This window comes from Rathayibacter sp. PhB1 (assembly GCF_004362935.1).
GTDB classification, from domain to species: domain Bacteria; phylum Actinomycetota; class Actinomycetes; order Actinomycetales; family Microbacteriaceae; genus Rathayibacter; species Rathayibacter festucae.
On sequence record NZ_SNYD01000001.1, the window covers coordinates 748,000 to 764,700 of the forward strand.

Sequence of the window (16,701 nt, forward strand, 5' to 3'; positions counted from 1 at the left end):
GGCGCCGGGCACGTCGGAACGGCGACTGCGAGGATCCTCAGGGGTTCGGCGACGTACCCTCGGACGCATGGGGTTTCTGTTCTCGCTGCTGACCGTCGTGCTGATGGTGCTGGCGCTCGTGGATGTCGTGCGTCAGCCGGACAACGTGGTCCGCAATCTGCCCAAGATCGTCTGGATCCTGCTGATCGTCTTCATCCCGCTGATCGGCGTGACGATCTGGTTCCTGCTCGGGCACGACTGGAAGAAGGGCGAGGGCGCGTCCTTCGTGCCGGGCGGGCGCACCCGCCGGCCCCGTCGCTCCAAGACGCCGCCGCCGCCGACCATGGTGGTGCGGCCGCCGACGAAGAGCACGGAGGAGCAGCTCGCCGACCTCGAGCGCGAGGAGGCGCACTACGCGCGGCTCGCCGAGGAGCAGCGCCGGCTCCGCGAGGGCGAGCGGCCGCAGGACGCCTGAGGCGTCGAGCGGCCGCGCCGGGCGCTAGCCTGCGGCTCCGAAGTTCGACGCCGACCACTGCACCGAGGCGATCTTCGCCTGGCCCGCGATGCTGGGGTGGAAGTAGTCGGTGGTGCCGATCAGAGCCTTGGTGACGGGCGTCGCGGTGAGCGCGCCGCCGTCGTAGTCGCAGAGGGTGCCGGCGGCGGTGCACGCCTGCTGCAGGGCGGTGTTGTACTGCGTCGTCCGGGTCTTCGCGGCGGTGGCGGAGGCCGAGGCGGCGGTGCTGCTGAGGCGACCGCCGGTCGCGCTGACGCCGCGGGTGGTGCGGCAGAGGTTGCCGGAGGACCAGATCACCGAGCCGAAGCCGCCCTTGACGACGGCCCACTCGGCGGCCACGTTCGGCATCGAGGAGAGGACGATCTTCGCGGCGGGCCAGGTGCTGCGGATCTTCGTGATCGCGGCGCTCGCTCCGGTGCTGAAGGCGGCGGCCGTGGTCATGGTGTAGCCGTCGGCGGCGACCGGGTTCTTCGCAGAGCAGAGGTCGTTGCCGCCGATCAGCAGGGTGACGACGTCGGGGCGGACGCCGGCGGCGACGGCGGCGTCGATCCGCGCGGGGACGCCGGCGATCAGGTCGCCGGTCTGCGCGAAGTTCGCGGTGGTCACCGTGGTGCCCGGGTTCGCGGTGCGCAGGCGGCTGGCGAAGGAGTTGACGGTCGCGTTCGTGCCGGTGGACCAGTTGTTGCGCGGGCAGTCCGCGAACTGGCCGCAGGTGCCGTAGGCCTGGGTGATCGAGTCGCCGAGGCTGAGCACGGACAGGGTCGGGGTCGCGGCGGAGGCGGCGCCCGCGGGCACCACCGCCGCGGCCAGGGCGAGCACCGCGCCGACGGCGAGCGCGCGCACGCGGCGGCTCCCGATGCGGCGCGGGCGGAGGGAGGTGGGGAGGCGCATGAGGGGAACCGCTCTCGGTCGGGGGACGGCGGTGGGGGCCGCCGATCCTGACGTTAGGCCTGCGGGGTCACCGGCGGTCCTGCGCGCGTGGCCCCAGAACGGGGCCCGCCGGGCTCCGCCCTGTCAGACGGGCCGATCGCCGATCAGCCGCACCCGGCTGAGCGCCCAGACGAGGGCACCGGAGAGGACGAACGCGACCGCGACGATCAGCACCGCGATCGCGACCGCGCCGTAGCCGTTCGCGGGGTCGAGGAACGGGTACGGGACCCAGCCGTCGGTCGCGCCGCGGACGAGGACGACCACCAGCCAGACGATCGGATAGACGGTGACGACCCAGAGGCGGCGCCAGGGCAGGGCCGGCCGGTCGGCGACGAGCAGCCAGTCGAGCAGTCCGTAGATCGGGAACACCACGTGCAGCACGGTGTTGGCCCAGGGCAGCGTCACGCCGCCCGCCGTGCCGATCAGCAGGGTGTTGTAGACGATGCCGACGACGAGGATCCAGCTCGTCGCCGCTCCTCGGACGAGCGTCAGGAGCGGTCCCTGCGGTCGGTCGCCGAGCGCGACCGCCGCGGTGATCAGGAGCACGATCGCCAGGAGGATGTTGCCCTGGATCGTGAAGTAGCCGAAGAAGTTGACCGGCACGATCGGCGTCCGCGAGGCGGTGTCGAGGGCGGTGCCGACGACGGCCGCGAGGACCGTCAGGGCGACGACGAGGCGCAGGACGGCGACCGGGATCCGGGTCGTGCGCGTCCCGAGGGCGGGGGAGGGCGGCGTCATCGCACGAGCGTAGCGAGCGCGGGGCCGGGGCGCGCCCGGCGGGTAGCCTGATCCGATGCTCACGATCGGAGTCGACCTCGCCGCGGAGCCCGTGCGGACGGCGGTGGCCGCGCTGGAGTGGGGCGGCGGCGGGGCGGTCGTCCGCTCGCTGGTGCTCGGCGCCTCCGACGACGACGTCGTCGCCGCGTCCCGGGAGGCGACGACGATCGGCATCGACTGCGCGTTCGGCTGGCCGCTGGAGTTCGCGGCGTTCGTCTCGGCGCACACCCGCCGGGAGGTCTCGCCGCGGACGCTCGCCGGGCGGGACTGGCGGCGACGGCTCGCGTACCGGGAGACCGACCGCGCCGCGCGCGAGGTGACGGGCCGCTGGCCGCTGAGCGTGTCGACCGATCGGCTCGGCATGACGGCGATGCGCTGCGCCGAGCTGCTGGACGCCTTCGCGGCGACAGGGGAGGACGTCGACCGCTCCGGGGGAGGCAGGCTCGTCGAGGCGTATCCCGCGGCGGCGCTCCGGCTCTGGGACGTCGACACCACCGGCTACAAGACACGGCCCGAGGCGGTGGCGCTCGCCGTGGCGGCGCTGCGCCGGGCGGCGCCGTGGCTGGTGCTGCCGGCGGACGCGGCGGCGCTGATGGCGCGCTCGGACGACGCCTTCGACGCGGTGATCGCGGCGCTGAACGCCCGGGCGCACGCCCTCGGACGGACGGTGCCGGTGCCGGAGGAGCTTCGGGAGGCCGCGCAGGCCGAGGGCTGGATCGCCCTGCCGACCTGCGGGCTGGACGATCTCGTCGGCTGAGGCGTCAGGCGGACAGCTTGCGGTCGGCGGCCGAGGTGATGGCCTCGGCGGCGCGCTCGGCCTCCTCGACGGTGGCGAAGGGCCCGGTGAAGGCCCCGGTCAGGACGGCTCGTCCGGGTTCGATCTCGAGTCGGAAGCGGGGCAGCTCCGCCCCGGGAACGACGACGATCCGGACTCCGTTGCGACTCCATCGTGCGGGCTGAAGAATGGGGATCTGGGTCATTGGTGCTCTTTCGCGTGCATCGTGCTCGGTAGGCTTCCGCCTCGACCGTGCGTCCTCACGCTAGGTCCGCGGGTGTCCTTCCCGAACGGGGTTGACCTCCCAGGTGCGCGGAGGTAGTCACCGACGGGACACCGTGTCCTACCTCTCGGCGGCGAGGGCGGACTCGAGCTCGGCGTCGAGGGAGGCGTCCTCGTCCGGCTCGCTGCGACGGGGGAGCGGGCCGGTGAGACCGCGCTGCACGCGGAACCGGTGACCGAGCACGATCCCCAGGAGCGCCAGGAGGAGGACGGCGAGTCCGGTCCCGGCGATCGGGATCGCGACCGTGCCGAGCGCGCCCGGGACGGCGTCGCCCTCGTCGGTGACGGTCAGGGTGACGCGGATCGACTCCGGAACGCCCTGCGCGTCCTGCTCCCGCACGATCCGGTCGAGGAGGGCCGTGGTGGCGGCGCGGGAGAGCTCGACGGCGCGGGCGGGATCGAACGAGGTGCCGATCACCGAGAGGAAGGGCAGGGTGAAGCGGCCGCCGTTCGACTCGTCGCCGCGCGGCTGGGTGGTGCGGCGGACGGCGCCGATGCCGTCGCCCTCCTCGAGCGGACCGGCCTGCTCGATGACGGCGGCGCGCACCTCCTCGCCGCTGGCGAGGTAGGCGTAGATCACCGCGGTGTTGCTGAGGTCGCTGAACTGGTCGTCCTCGACGCCGGGGACGCGCTCGACCCCGGGGATCTGCGCGGCGTAGGGGTTCCTCGGGCCGCCGCCGAGCAGCACGGTCACGGCGGCGCTGTGCTCGCGGTCGCCGCGGAGGGTGAGCCCCTCGTCGGTGACGGTGAAGTGCACGGCGGTCGCGACGATCACCGCGAGGACGGCGCTCGCGACGACGAGGAGCTTGCAGCGCCAGAGGACGAGGAGGTAGGTCGGCATTTCCACTGCGTCAGCGTGACCGGCGGGACCTTTCGCCAGCCTGAACAGCCTGGGTGTCCTGCGGTCAGCCGGGAGCCGGCAGGCGGATCTCGAGCCGCGCGCCGCCGAGCGGGGAGTCGAGCAGGCGCGCCGTGCCGCCGCCCGCCCGCGCCGCCTCGGCGACGATCGCGAGGCCGAGGCCCGAGCCGCCGGTGTCGCGGGCGCGGGCGTCGTCGCGGCGCTCGAAGCGGAGGAAGACCCGCTCGCGGTCCTCGGCCGGCACGCCCGGGCCGTCGTCGTCGACGCGCAGGACCGCGGTGCCGTCCTCCTCGCGCACGGTGAAGGCGACGACGCCCGCCGCGTGCCGCCGGGCGTTCTCGGCGGCGTTGCGCACGGCGCTGTGCAGCAGCGGCTCGTGGCCGTGCACCTGGGCCGGTCCGACGTCCTCGGTGCGCACGTCGACGCCCAGCGCGCGCAGCCGCGCGGCCTCGGCGAGCACGAGGTCGTCGAGGTCGACGTCCTGCTCCGCTCCCTCGTCGCGCTCGTCCACTCGGGCCAGCAGCAGGAGGCTCGCGACCAGGTGCTGCATCCGCTCGCCCTCGTCCTCGACGACGCGGGCGAGGTCGGCGAGCGGGACCGCCTCCGGATGCCGCAGGGCGACCTGGGCGTGCTGCCGGACGGCCGCGACCGGGGAGCGCAGCTCGTGCGAGGCGTTCGAGACGAAGCGGCGCTGGGCGGCCTGCGAGCGCTCGAGGCGGTCGAGCAGGCCGTTCATCGTGCGGGCCAGGCGGGCGAGCTCGTCGCGGCCGGGCGGCTCCTGGACGCGGCGCCGGAGGTCGGCGGCCTCGATCGCCTCGACGTCGGCGCGGATCCGCTCGACCGGCCGGAGCGAGCGGCCGACGACGAACCAGACCAGCGCTCCGACCACCGCCGTGACGAGCGGCACGGCGACCGCGAGCAGCCGGACGGCCGAGCCCGCGGCGTCGTCGGCCCCGGCGAGGGTGCGCGCGACGACGACGGTCTCGCCCGGGTCGCCGCCGAGCTGGAGGCTCTCGGAGCCGACGACGAAGCGGGTGCCGTCGATCGAGGTGATCTGCGGCTCGTCGGAGACCGGCAGCGGCACCGCGTAGACGAAGTCGTCGTCCGCGACCGCGACGACGGATCCCTCCCGCTGCAGCTGGATGACGACCTCGTCGGTGTTGAACGGCGGCAGCCGCCCGGCGCTCTCGGTGTCGGTGGCGATCTGGCGGGCCTGCTGGTTCGCGGTGAACGCCTCGGCGTCGACGAGGGACTGCTCCAGCAGGGCGGTGAAGGCGACGGAGCCGGCGACCAGCACGGCGAGGATCGCGGCGGCGACCAGGGCGGTCAGCCGCACGCGGATGCTCCAGGGCGGGCGCTGGGACATCGGTCCTCAGCCCTCGACGAGCCGGTAGCCGGCGCCGCGGAGCGTGGTGATCGACTCCGTGCCGAACGGGCGGTCGAGCTTCGCCCGCAGTCGCGCCACGTAGACCTCGACGATGTTGAGGTCGCCGTCGAACGCGTCGTCCCAGACGCCCTCGAGGATCTCGCGCTTGGCGACCACCCGGTCGCGGTGGCGGGCGAGGAAGTCGACGACGGCGAACTCGCGCGAGGTCAGCCGGATCGGGACGTCTCCCCGGTGCACCTCGCGCAGCGCCGGGTCGATCAGCAGATCGCCGACGCGGTGGACGACCGGCCGCTCCGGTCGCCCGCGCCGCACCAGCGCCCGCAGCCGCGCGACGAGCACGGAGTACTCCAGCGGCTTCACCACGTAGTCGTCGGCGCCGGCGTCGAGGCCGTCGATCTGGTCGCGGTCGCCGTCCTTGGCGGTCAGCATCAGCACCGGGGTCCAGTCGCCCTCGTCGCGGAGGGTGCGGCAGAGGGCGGAGCCGCTGAGCCCGGGCATCATCAGGTCGAGGACGATCGCGTCGTAGACGGTCTCGCGGGCCCGCCACAGTCCGTCCACGCCGTCGTGCGCGACGTCCACCGAGAAGCCCTCGGCCTCGAGACCGCGCCGGACGCCGTCGGCGAAGACCGCCTCGTCGTCGACCACCAGAATCCGCATCCCGTCGAGTATCGCCGGTGCGGCGCGACCGGCGCACCGAGGCCGGGCGGTCAGTCCAGGCGGTCGAGGGTCGCGCTGATGGTCCGCAGGCACTCGATCAGGACGCCGATCTGCCGGGAGTCGAGGTCGGCGAGGACCTCGCCCTCGGCCGCGACGAGGTGCCGCATGGCGTCGTCGACGCGCTTCGTGCCGCGCGGGGTGAGCGAGACGATCTTGCTGCGCGAGTCGGCGGCGTTCTGCTCGCGGACGACCAGGCCGCGCGCGCCCAGCCGGTCGACGCGGCTGGCGAGGTTGCCGCTCGAGATGCCCAGGCGGGTGGAGAGGACGGACGGCGTCATCGTGCCGGCCGGGTTCTGGCGCAGCAGCGAGAGCAGCTCGAACTCCCACGGGGCGAGCTCGCCGGCCGCGAAGGAGAGGCGCCGGACCTCCTGCACCCGCGGGCTGAGCCGGCGCAGGCGGGAGAGGACGTCGAGCGGGGCGAAGTCGAGATCGGGCAGGGCGTCGGCCCACGCGTCGATCACCAGATCGACATCGTCGTCTTCACGCATCCCCCGATTATCGTCGGCCCCGGCGGTGCCGGGCGACGGCTGGCCGAGGCGGCGCGGGAGGCCTACCCTGCCCGCTCACGGCCGGTGCTCGTCGCGGGCGCCGGCGTCAGGGCCGGTACTCGTCGCGGCGCGGGGGCGGCAGGTCCGGGCGGTGCGTCTCGCCTCCCGGGCTGAGCGTCGCGATCCCGGCGGTGACGCCGGCGAGCAGGATCCGGCCGGCGGCGGCGAGGAACCGCAGCACCCGCCCGTTCGTCCCACGTCCTCGAGCTGCCATCGTCGGCTCCCTCCGCCCTTCGACAGCCTGGCACCCCACCCGCCGCGGCGCACCTGCCGCTAGCCTGGTCGGGTCGGAAGGACTCCCGTGCGCGCGCACCTCGAGCAGCTCCTCGCTCTGCTGAGCGGGACGCTCCTGCTGCTCGCGCTCGTGTCGAGTCCCGACGCCGCCGTCGTGCTGGTCGTCACCACGACCGCGGTCGCCGCCCTGGTCCTCGGGGCGCGCTACCTGGCCGTCGGCGCTCGCCGACCCGTGCTGTCGATCGGCCGCCGTGCCCGGGAGCACCGGCTCGGCCTCGCCGCGCAGCCCTCGCCGCAGCACCCGCGCACCGCGGGTCGCGTGCGCTCGCGGGCGCCGGGCCTGCCGGGACTGGTCGCGTAGCCCGGAGCTCTGCCTCGGGAGGCGCGACCGTTCGCGATCGCGCTCACCTCCCGACGACAGGACTCTCTTGAACTTCTACGACTTCCCGCCCCTCGCGGCGGCGCTCGACGCCGCCTCCCACCTCGTCACCGGCCTCGCCTCGGCCCTCGAGCCCCTCGCGGGCGGCGCCTCGGCCGCCGCCGCGATCGTGCTGGTGACCCTCCTCGTCCGCGTGCTGCTGATCCCGGTCGGCATCTCGCAGGGCCGGGCCGAGATCACCCGCCGCCGCCTCGCCCCGCTGCTGCGCGAGCTGCAGCGCAAGCACGCGAAGAACCCGGAGGCGCTGCAGCGCGCCACGATGAAGCTCTACGCCGACGAGAAGGCCTCGCCGCTCGCCGGCTGCCTCCCGGTGCTGCTGCAGGCGCCCGTCGTCTCGCTCCTGTACGGGCTGTTCGTGCACCCGGACATCGCCGGTCACGGCAACGCACTGCTCGACGCTCGGCTGCTGGACGTGCCGCTCGGGCGCTCGTTCGTGACGGCGCTCGGCGGCGGCGAGCCCGCGCAGCTCGGTGTCTTCGCGGCGCTCCTCGGCGTGATCGCGCTCGTGTCCTGGCTGGCGCGCCGGGTCGCGCTGCGGCAGGCGGCGCTCACCCCGGTGCCGGAGGGGACGCCCGCGGCCGTCGCGCAGCTCACCGGGGTGCTCAGCTGGATGCCGTTCCTCACGGTGGTGTTCGCGGCGTTCGTGCCGCTCGCGGCGACGCTCTACCTGACGGTCACGACGACCTGGACGCTCTGCGAGCGCGTGATCGTGCGGCGGGCGCTGGCGGGCGGGGCGCGGGCGTGAGGCGGGGCCCGCTCACGCGCCCGCTCACCAGCCCGTCGTCAGCACCTCGTCGAGCTGATCGGCGAAGAAGTCGGCGCTCTCGACGGTGAAGCAGAGCGGCGGCTTGATCTTCAGCACGCACTGCCGGTCGGAGGTGGGCTGCACGATCACGCCGCGCTCGCGGAGGCGCTCGCAGATCGCGCGTGTCTCCGCGGTCGCCGGCTCGAGAGTCTCCCGGTCGCGGACCAGCTCGAGGCCGAGGTACAGCCCGCTGCCGTGCACGGCGCCGATCAGCGGGTGGCGCTCGGCGAGCTCCTCGAGCCGGCGGCGGAGGTGCGCGCCGGTGGTCCGCGCGTTCTCCTGCAGCCGCTCGTCCGCGAGCACGTCCAGCACCGTCGTCCCCACGACGGAGCTGACCGGGCTGCCGCCCGCCGAGGAGAAGAACGAGCCCTGCGAGCGGTAGCGGTCGGCGATCTCCCGGGTCGTCACGACCGCGCCCAGCGGGTGGCCGTTGCCCATCGCCTTCGCGACGGCGACGACGTCGGGCACCACGCCCTGCTGCTCGAAGCCCCAGAACCAGTCGCCGAGGCGGCCGTAGCCGACCTGCACCTCGTCGGCGATGCAGAGCCCGCCGTGCGCGCGGACGGCCGGATAGACGGCGGCGAGGTAGCCGTCGGGCAGCGGGATGCCGCCGGCGTTGCCGTAGAAGGTCTCGGCGATGAATCCGCCCGGGGGAGTGCCGGCCGCGGCCAGCTCCTCGATCCGGGCGACCGCCTCCGGTGCGTAGCGGTGCGCCTCGGCCCCGCGGTGCGTGCCGCGGTAGCTGTTCGGAGCGTCGAGGGTGTGCACCCAGGGCGGCCGGGTCGCGAGCGCGTCGGGGTTGTCGGCGACGGAGGTGGAGACCGCATCGGACAGGCCCGACCAGCCGTGGTACGCCTCCCGCACCGCCAGCACGTCGTCGCGGCCCGACCAGGCGCGGGCGATCCGCAGCGCCAGATCGGCCGCCTCCGTGCCGCTGTTGACGAGCAGCACGGTGTCGAGCCCGTCCGGCAGCAGGGCCGCCAGCCGCTCGCAGAACTCGCCGATCGCGGGGTAGGAGAAGCGCGAGTTGGTGTTGAGCAGCCGCCACTGCCGCGCGACCCGCTCGACGAGCAGCGGGTGGGCGTGGCCGATCGAGGTCACGTTGTTCAGCACGTCGAGGTGCACGCGGCCGGAGTCGTCGACGAGGTGCTCGCGCCAGCCGCGCAGCATCGTGGGCGGCGACTCGAAGTAATGCTCCTGCGCCTCGGCCAGGTGCGCGAGCCGCCGGTCGAGCACCTCGGGGTCCGGCTGCGGGGCCGGCAGGGCGCGTCCCAGGAGCAGCGGGGTCGGGTCGAGGAGGACGCCGAGCCAGGCGTCCGCCCAGCGTGCGCTCGCGAAGGGCGGGAGGTCGACCGCGTCGAGCGCGCGCGGCGCGGCCTGGGCGCGCAGGAGTCCGCGGGCCGTGCCGACCGGGTCGCCCGCTCCCACCCGGGTGCCGGGTGCGGGAGCGTCGTCGACCCCGTCGAGCCGCAGCCGGACCCCGTCGGCGAGGAGGGTGACTCCGCCGGGGACGCCGCCGCCCACCTCCACGTCGAACGGCGCGATCAGGGGCGTCTCGGCGGCGAGGTGGACCTCGGTGACCAGTGCGGTCGTCTCGGGATCCTGCGCGGTGTGCGGGCGGCCGCGGGTCAGGCGGCGCTCGCCGTAGCGCAGCACCGCGGCCCCGGCGCCGCCGGCGAGCGCGGCGCGGGCGAGGGCGGGCTCGGCGTCGTCGTCCAGCCAGCGGCCGGCGTCGAGCGCCGGGCTCTCGGGCGAGAGGTCGACGACGACGGCGTCGAGGCCGCCGAGCGCGGGGACCGCGGGGGCGAGTGCGACCGGTGCGCTCGGCCGGCCGAGGGCCCGCCGGACGAGGGCCTGCAGCACCGGCAGCGGCGCGGCGGTCGCCCGGTCGAGGATCAGCCGCTCGTGCTCGAGGTTCTCGCGGGCGTAGTCGTTGCTCGGATCACCGGCCAGGACGTCGTGGGCGCTGACGACGAGCACCGCCGCGCGGAGCACCACGAGCGGCCACAGCGCCTCGACCTCGGCGTCGGCGAGCGGGCGCACGGCGTCGTACGCGGTGGCGGCTCGGAGCACGGTGACCGCGTCGGCGTCCGCGTGGTGCAGGAGCGAGGACAGCGTGATCGCGAGCTCGCCGACGGCCCAGCCCGCGCCGAGATCGCCGAAGTCGATGACGCCGTCGGGGAGGACGCCCGCGTCGACCACGACGTTGTCATCGGTGAGGTCGCCGTGCACGAGCTGCACCGGGAGCGCGGTGGCGAGCGGATCGAGGACCGCCAGCGCCGCGTCGACCGCCGCCCGGATCGCCCGTGCCGAGCGGCGCGGCACCCGGCCGATCAGCGCGTCGACGACCTCGCCCGCCCGCCGCAGGTCCCACTGGTCGTTCTCCCCGAGGCCGTCGAGCGGCTGCTCGGCGAGCGCGACGCCGACCCGGGCGGCGAGGTCGCCCATCGCCCGGACGACGGCGGGGGAGAGGTAGCCGGAGCCGGAGAGGGTCCGGCCGGGGACGAAGTCGAGGACCCGGGCCGCGGCGGTCGTGCCGCCGAGGTCGATCTCGTGCAGGGTGCGACCCTCGCGGTCGGGGCGGACGCGCGGGAGCCGGACGCACTCGAGGTGCTCGGCGAGGCGCGCGACGGCCGCCGTCTGCGCCTCGATCCGCCCTCTCTGTGTCGCCGGATTCGCGATCTTGAGCAGCAGCCGCTCGTCGCCGGTGTCCACGAGGACGTTGCGGTCCTGATTGCTGCCCAGCTCCCGCAGTGCGCCGTGCAGCCCGTAGCGCTCGCGCAGCAGAGCGGCCGCGACCTCGTGATCGAGCGCGGGCGGGGGCGGCGGAGCGGCGTCGGACGGCATGGCGGGGGTCCTGTCGAGCGGGGATCGGGTGCATCCATGATCGCGCGTCATCGGTCGCGGCGCCGCGTGTCCCGTCGGCCGCCGCTGCATTCTGGTCGAGTAGCCCCGGAGGGGCGTTTCGAGACCCGACGTTGTCAGAAGGGCGGGTCTGCAGGCTCGGCTGCTGACGCTGGTGGATCTCGATACGCCCGCTCCGCGGGCTACTCGATCAGCATGACTGCGCGAACGGACCCGCAACGGGGCTCGCACCCGGAGCATGGCCCCGTCCGCGTCCAGTCGGAAGTGAGGACGCGCGCGAGTGGACCCGGACCGGGCCCTGCACCTCCGCCTGACACCGCCGCGCGTCAAGTCGGCCGCCGCTGCCGCATGCTGGTCGAGTAGCCCCGGAGGGGCGTATCGAGACCCGCCGGTGTCAGCAGGGCGGGTCTGCAGGCTCGGCTTCCGGCGCTGGTGGATCTCGATACGCCCGCTGCACGGGCTACTCGATCAGCATGGATGCGGTGCGGTCGATCGTGTCTCGGCGGTGCGCATGCTGGTCGAGTAGCCCCGGAGGGGCGTTTCGAGACCCGCCGCTGTCAGAAGGGCGGGTCTGCAGGCTCGGCCTCCGGCGCTGGTGGATCTCGATACGCCCGCTGCGCGGGCTACTCGATCAGCATGGATGCGGTGCGGTCGATCGTGTCTCGGCGGAGTACCTGCTGGTCGAGTAGCCCCGGAGGGGCGTATCGAGACCCGCGGTCATCAGCAGGGTGGGTCTGCAGACTCAGGTTCTGACGGTGGTGGATCTCGATACGCCCGCTGCGCGGGCTGCTCGATCAGCAGGGGGAGGCCCGCTGCGCGGATTGCTCGATCAGCAGGGTGCCGCCCGCTGCGCGGGCTGCTCGATCAGCGTGCTCCGTGCGCGTAGGCCGCCGGGTCGAAGCGGCCGAGCTCCTCGCGGAAGGCGAAGGCGAAGTCGGGCCAGAGCAGGGTGAGGCGGCGGGAGGCGGAGTCGACGTACCAGCTCTCGCAGCCGCCGTTCGTCCAGACGGTGTCGGCGCTGAGCGCGTCGAGGCGGGCGAGCGCGGCGGCCTCGGCCTCCGGAGTCACCTCCAGCAGCTCGATGCCGGCGGTCTCGCGGTGCTCCAGTGCGGCGAGGACGTAGTCGATCTGCGACTCGATCATGTGCACCGCGGAGTTGTGGCCGAGGCTCGCGTTCGGGCCGTTGATCACGAAGAGGTTCGGGAAGCCGTGCACGGCGGTCGACTCGTACGCCGACATCCCGTCACCCCAGCGGTCGGCCAGCAGCTCGCCTCCGCGGCCGCGGATCCGGCGGGCGAACGGCGGGCGGGTCGCGTGGAACCCGGTCGCGAAGACCAGCGCGTCGACCTCGTGGCCGGCACCGTCGTCTCCGATCGCCGCCGAGCCCTCGATCCGGCGCAGGGGCGAGGGAACGACGCGCACGTGCGGCTGCGCGAGCGCGGGGTAGTAGTCGTCCGAGAGCAGCACCCGCTTGCAGCCGATCTCGTAGTCCGGGGTGAGCACGGCGCGCAGCTCCGGGTCGGCGACCTGCGCGGCGAGGTGGCCGAGCGCCTCCGCCCGCAGCCGGTCGATGACGTCGGGCACGCCGACACGGCCGGCGAAGCCGAGCTCCGCGCGCCAGAACAGCTCGGAGCGCAGCCGCTCGACGGCGCCCGGCACACGGGCGAGCGTGCGGCGCTCCTCCGGCGGGTAGGCGCGGTTCCGACGCGGCACGACGTACGGCGCCGAGCGCTGGAACAGCACGACCTCGGCCGCGCGCTCCACGAGGTGCGGCAGGATCTGCACGGCGGAGGCGCCGGAGCCGACGATCCCGACGCGCGCCCCGTCCAGGTGGACGTCGTCGCGCCAGCGGGCGGAGTGGAAGACCGGCCCCGCGAAGCCGTCCAGCCCCGGGATGTCGGGCAGGCGCGGCTCCGACAGCCGCCCGGCGCAGACCACGAGGACGGCGGCGTCGAAGTCCCCCCGTGAGGTGCGCACGCGCCAGCGCTCGATGTCCTCGTCGAAGGTCATCTCGAGCACGTCGGTCCCGAGCTGCAGCTGCGGCGCGAGCCGCTCGCGCTCGACGACCCGCTCGAGGTAGGCCTGGATCTCGGCTCCCGGCGCGTAGAAGGCCGACCAGTCCGGCTCGGGCGCGAACGAGTACGAGTACAGGTGCGAGGGGATGTCGCAGGAGACGTTCGGATAGCGGTTGTCGCGCCAGGTGCCGCCGACGCGCTCGGCCCGCTCGAGCACCGCGAAGGAGACGCCGCCGCGGCGGGCGAGGCGCGCCGCCGCTCCGATCCCCGCGAAGCCCGCGCCGACCACGACGACGTCGACCGAGGTCGCCATCAGACGATCGTCCGGGGGAGCGTCGACCCGGCCGGGTCGCGGTGCGGGTCGGCGACGAAGCGCTCGACGAGTGCGAGCAGCTCGGCCGGCCGTTCGGCCAGCACGCAGTGGCCCGCGTCGATCACGGCGTAGCGGGCGTCGTCGATCGCCCCGAGCAGCGCCTCCGCCCCCTCGACGCCGACGAGGGCATCGGCCGCGCAGCCGACGACCAGCGCGGGGACGCGCAGGCGGGCCGCGGCCTCGGTCGCGTCGGCGCGGGCGGCCGCGGCGAGGAGCGCGGCGGTCGCGGCGTCGGCGGCCAGGGGAGTCGCGCGCCCGGGTCCGAGGTCGGCGAGCGTGCGGACGCCGATCACGCGCGCCAGGTCCGCGCGGGCGTCGGGGAGGCCGGCCAGCGACTCCCACAGCCGGGCGACCGCGAGGAGGCGCTCGGTGGGCCGCAGCCAGCCGGCGGCCAGCACCAGGGCGACCACGCGCGGGTCCGCTTCGGCGGCGGTGATCGCGGCCCAGGCGCCGAGGGAGACGCCGACGACGACCGCCCGCTCAGCGCCGAGCCGGTCGAGCGCGGCGGAGACGGCGCGGGGCGCGTCGGCGAGCGGATCCCGCAGGTCGGCGAGCTCGAGCGCCGCCACCCGGTGCCGGCGAGCGAGCATCGGCAGCAGCAGCGCCCCGTCGGCCCGGGCACCGCGACCCGGCCCGGTCACGAGCAGGACGACGTCCGTCGCCGGCTCACCACCGGAGTGGAGGCGGACCGTGTCGTCGCCGACGTCCAGGGACGACTCCAGGATCAGCGCGGCCTGCCGCTCGAGGTACGCCGACGACCGCGTCACGAGACGCGGCCGGCCTCGCGCACCGGGAGGCGCAGCCGGCGGGTCGCGGTGCTGCCGGGCGCCGGCGCCTTCATCGCGCGCTCGGGGGCGACGTGCCCGTAGTCGGTGGTGCGCTGGCGCCAGGGCCGCCCGATCTCGCCGGTGAGCCGCGCGACGGTCGCGATGTCGAGCGAGCGGTGCGCCTCAGCGCCCGCCTCCGGGCTCATCGCGCCGTCGAGCAGCAGCCCGCCGAGGTCGTCCGCGCCGCCGCGCAGCAGCTCCTGCGACAGCTGCAGCCCGAGCTTCGTCCAGGCCGTCTGCACGTGGTCGATCCGCCCGTGCAGGAGCAGCCGTGCCACCGCGTGCACCGCGCGCGTCTCGCGCCGGGTCGGCCCGCCACGGGTCTGCGCGACGACCGCGGGCGGCGCCTCGGCCGGCACGAACGGCATCGCGATGAACTCGGTGAAGCCGCCCGTCTCGTCCTGGATCGCGGCCAGCGCACGGAGGTGGTCGATCTGCTGCTGTGGCGTCTCGACGTGCCCGTAGACCATGGTCGCGGTCGACTTCAGGCCGCCGCGGTGCGCGGTCGTCACCGACTCCCGCCACTCGGCGACGCTCGGGTCTGCGCCCTCGCTCAGGATCGCGCGCACGTCGTCGTCGAGGATCCGCGCCGCGGTCCCCGGCACGGAGTCGACGCCCGCCTCGCGCAGCACGGCCAGCATCTCGGCGGGGGTCCGCCCGGTGCTCGTCGCGGCGTCGAGGATCTCGCCCGGCCGGAACGCGTGCAGGTGCAGCGAGGGGTGCCGAGCGTGCAGGGTGCGCACGATCAGCAGGTGGTCCTCGCCCGGGGTCGCGAGCGGACCCTGGAGGCAGAGCTCGGTGGCGCCGAGCACGACGGCCTCGTCGGCGAGCTGCTCCAGGGTCTCGACGGTGAGCCCGCCGGCGCCCCAGAGCGCGGTGTCGATGTTGCGGTTGGCCACCACGGTGACGGTGTCGCCCACGGCGGAGCGCCGGACGTCGTCGGCGAGGGCGGCCAGCGCGTCGAGGTCGTCGCCGTCGGCGGCGAGCAGGGCTCGGTAGTCGGCGTCGTCGAGACCGGCCGGATCGGCGGCGGCACGCTCCAGCACGGCGGCGAGGGTCGGCGCGGCCGGGCGCGGGGCGGGCGGGAGCTCCTCCTCGTACGCGCGGGGGACGATCGGCGCGGCCTCGTCGGCCAGCCACGACTCCCGGTCGGCGAGCGCGAGCACGTACGGCGCGACCCGCGGATCGATCCAGGTCTCCGCGTCGCTCAGGTACCGCGGATGCGCGGTCAGGCGCTCGTGCAGCAGGTAGCCGGAGTCGGCGGTCAGCCGCGCGAGGTCGTCGATGTTCGGCCACGGCCGCTCGGGATTCACGTGGTCCGCGGTCAGCGGACTGACGCCGCCCCAGTCGTCGATCCCGGCGCGGAGGAGCAGCCCGAGCTCCTGCTCGTCGGTGAGGTTCGGCGGCACCTGGATCGTCATGTCGGCGCCGAGGACGAGGCGCGCGACGGCGACGTTCGCGACGTACTCCTGCAGCTCGAGGTCGACCTCGTTCTGCATCGCGGTCCGCGGCTTGGCGCGGAAGTTCTGCACGATGCACTCCTGCACGTGGCCCCAGAGCGCGTGCGAGTCGCGGATCGCGAACAGTGCGTCCGCCCGCTCCGCCGTGTTCTCGCCGATGCCCAGCAAGACGCCCGTGGTGAACGGGATCCGGCTGCGCCCGGCGTCGTCGAGCACGCGGAGCCGGAGCGCCGGGTCCTTGTCGGGTGAGCCGTAGTGCACGCCGCCCTTCTCGGACCAGAGCCGCTCGGCGGTCGTCTCGAGCATCATCCCCATCGAGGGCGCGACCGGGCGCAGGCGCTGCAGCTCGGCCCAGGACATCACACCGGGGTTGAGGTGCGTGACCATGCCGGTCTCGGTCATCACCAGCACCGCCATGGCGCGCACGTACTCGAGCGTCGAGGCGTAGCCGTGCTCGGCGAGCCACGCGCGGGCGACGGGCCAGCGGTCCTCCGGGCGGTCGCCGAGGGTGAAGAGCGCCTCCTTGCAGCCGAGCGCGGCGCCGGCGCGGGCGACCTCGAGGATCTCCTCCGGCTCCATGAAGGTCGACTCGCGCTTCAGCGCCAGGCCGCCCGGGGTCTCGACGAACACGCAGTAGTGGCAGCGGTCGCGGCAGAGCTTGGTCAGCGGCACGAAGACCTTGCGGGAGTAGGTGATCACTCCCGGCCGGCCGCGGCGGGCGAGCCCCTCGTCGCGCAGCCGCCCGGCCGCCAGCAGCACCGCGTCGAGGTCGTCGCCGCGCGCCTCGAGGAGCACCTCGGCGCTCGCGCGCGTGATCGGCTCGCCGTCGGCGAGGCGGGCGAGGAGGGTGGGCACGGTCATGCGGAGGCGGCTCTTCCGGAGGGGTCGGTCGGCGGGCGCCGACGGGTCGGGGCG

16 protein-coding genes are annotated in these 16,701 nt (G+C 74.9%); 4 read left to right on the forward strand and 12 right to left on the reverse strand.

What is annotated here, in order from left to right; all coding sequences use genetic code 11:
- The first annotated feature begins 67 nt into the window (after positions 1-67).
- Positions 68-454, forward strand: coding sequence for a PLD nuclease N-terminal domain-containing protein (locus tag EDF17_RS03595; protein ID WP_123445203.1), 387 nt, complete (start codon positions 68-70; stop codon positions 452-454).
- Between the two features lie 24 nt (positions 455-478).
- Here the strand turns inward: EDF17_RS03595 and EDF17_RS03600 are convergent, their stop codons facing one another.
- Positions 479-1,384, reverse strand: a complete 906-nt coding sequence (locus EDF17_RS03600; protein ID WP_123445204.1) for a GDSL-type esterase/lipase family protein — start codon at positions 1,382-1,384, stop codon at positions 479-481.
- A gap of 123 nt (positions 1,385-1,507) precedes the next feature.
- Positions 1,508-2,161 (reverse strand): Pr6Pr family membrane protein, encoded by a 654-nt coding sequence (locus EDF17_RS03605; RefSeq protein WP_123445205.1) that lies wholly within the window; start codon positions 2,159-2,161, stop codon positions 1,508-1,510.
- Positions 2,162-2,216: 55 nt separating this feature from the next.
- Between EDF17_RS03605 and EDF17_RS03610 the strand changes: the two genes are divergently transcribed.
- A complete protein-coding gene (locus tag EDF17_RS03610) occupies positions 2,217-2,957 on the forward strand; it encodes a DUF429 domain-containing protein (RefSeq protein ID WP_123445206.1) in 741 nt (246 codons plus the stop codon).
- A gap of 4 nt (positions 2,958-2,961) precedes the next feature.
- Here the strand turns inward: EDF17_RS03610 and EDF17_RS03615 are convergent, their stop codons facing one another.
- The 6 genes from EDF17_RS03615 to EDF17_RS19740 form a co-directional block, all read right to left on the reverse strand.
- On the reverse strand, positions 2,962-3,180 hold the full coding sequence (locus EDF17_RS03615; RefSeq protein ID WP_123445207.1) for a hypothetical protein: 219 nt from the start codon (positions 3,178-3,180) through the stop codon (positions 2,962-2,964).
- 138 nt (positions 3,181-3,318) lie between these two features.
- Positions 3,319-4,098 carry a hypothetical protein gene (locus EDF17_RS03620; protein WP_123445208.1) on the reverse strand — a complete coding sequence of 260 codons (780 nt, stop codon included), beginning with the start codon at positions 4,096-4,098 and terminating at the stop codon, positions 3,319-3,321.
- Between the two features lie 64 nt (positions 4,099-4,162).
- Positions 4,163-5,482 carry a HAMP domain-containing sensor histidine kinase gene (locus EDF17_RS03625; protein ID WP_123445209.1) on the reverse strand — a complete coding sequence of 440 codons (1,320 nt, stop codon included), beginning with the start codon at positions 5,480-5,482 and terminating at the stop codon, positions 4,163-4,165.
- 6 nt (positions 5,483-5,488) lie between these two features.
- Complete coding sequence (locus tag EDF17_RS03630; protein WP_123445210.1) at positions 5,489-6,160, reverse strand: response regulator transcription factor; 672 nt, start codon at positions 6,158-6,160, stop codon at positions 5,489-5,491.
- A gap of 50 nt (positions 6,161-6,210) precedes the next feature.
- A complete protein-coding gene (locus tag EDF17_RS03635) occupies positions 6,211-6,708 on the reverse strand; it encodes a MarR family transcriptional regulator (RefSeq protein ID WP_123445211.1) in 498 nt (165 codons plus the stop codon).
- A gap of 106 nt (positions 6,709-6,814) precedes the next feature.
- Positions 6,815-6,982 (reverse strand): hypothetical protein, encoded by a 168-nt coding sequence (locus tag EDF17_RS19740; RefSeq protein WP_164874417.1) that lies wholly within the window; start codon positions 6,980-6,982, stop codon positions 6,815-6,817.
- Between the two features lie 87 nt (positions 6,983-7,069).
- Here EDF17_RS19740 and EDF17_RS03640 point away from each other — a divergent pair, with 87 nt between their 5' ends.
- Both EDF17_RS03640 and yidC read left to right on the forward strand, forming a co-directional pair.
- Positions 7,070-7,363 carry a hypothetical protein gene (locus EDF17_RS03640; protein WP_123445212.1) on the forward strand — a complete coding sequence of 98 codons (294 nt, stop codon included), beginning with the start codon at positions 7,070-7,072 and terminating at the stop codon, positions 7,361-7,363.
- Positions 7,364-7,430: 67 nt separating this feature from the next.
- On the forward strand, positions 7,431-8,186 hold the full coding sequence (yidC, locus tag EDF17_RS03645; protein ID WP_123445213.1) for a membrane protein insertase YidC: 756 nt from the start codon (positions 7,431-7,433) through the stop codon (positions 8,184-8,186).
- A gap of 24 nt (positions 8,187-8,210) precedes the next feature.
- On the opposite strand, the gene EDF17_RS03650 is transcribed toward yidC, so the two are convergent.
- From EDF17_RS03650 to cofG, 4 genes are all read right to left on the reverse strand, one after another.
- Positions 8,211-11,093, reverse strand: a complete 2,883-nt coding sequence (locus EDF17_RS03650) for an aminotransferase (RefSeq protein WP_123445214.1) — start codon at positions 11,091-11,093, stop codon at positions 8,211-8,213.
- An 882-nt stretch (positions 11,094-11,975) separates the two neighbouring features.
- Positions 11,976-13,439: an NAD(P)/FAD-dependent oxidoreductase gene (locus EDF17_RS03655; RefSeq protein WP_123445215.1), complete on the reverse strand. Its 1,464-nt coding sequence runs from the start codon at positions 13,437-13,439 to the stop codon at positions 11,976-11,978.
- Complete coding sequence (locus EDF17_RS03660) at positions 13,439-14,266, reverse strand: alpha/beta hydrolase (RefSeq protein ID WP_123445216.1); 828 nt, start codon at positions 14,264-14,266, stop codon at positions 13,439-13,441. The genes EDF17_RS03655 and EDF17_RS03660 overlap by 1 nt, the downstream gene beginning before the upstream one ends.
- Positions 14,263-16,647, reverse strand: coding sequence for a 7,8-didemethyl-8-hydroxy-5-deazariboflavin synthase CofG (cofG, locus tag EDF17_RS03665; RefSeq protein WP_123445217.1), 2,385 nt, complete (start codon positions 16,645-16,647; stop codon positions 14,263-14,265). Before cofG ends, EDF17_RS03660 begins: the two co-directional genes overlap by 4 nt.
- Positions 16,648-16,701 lie beyond the last annotated feature (54 nt).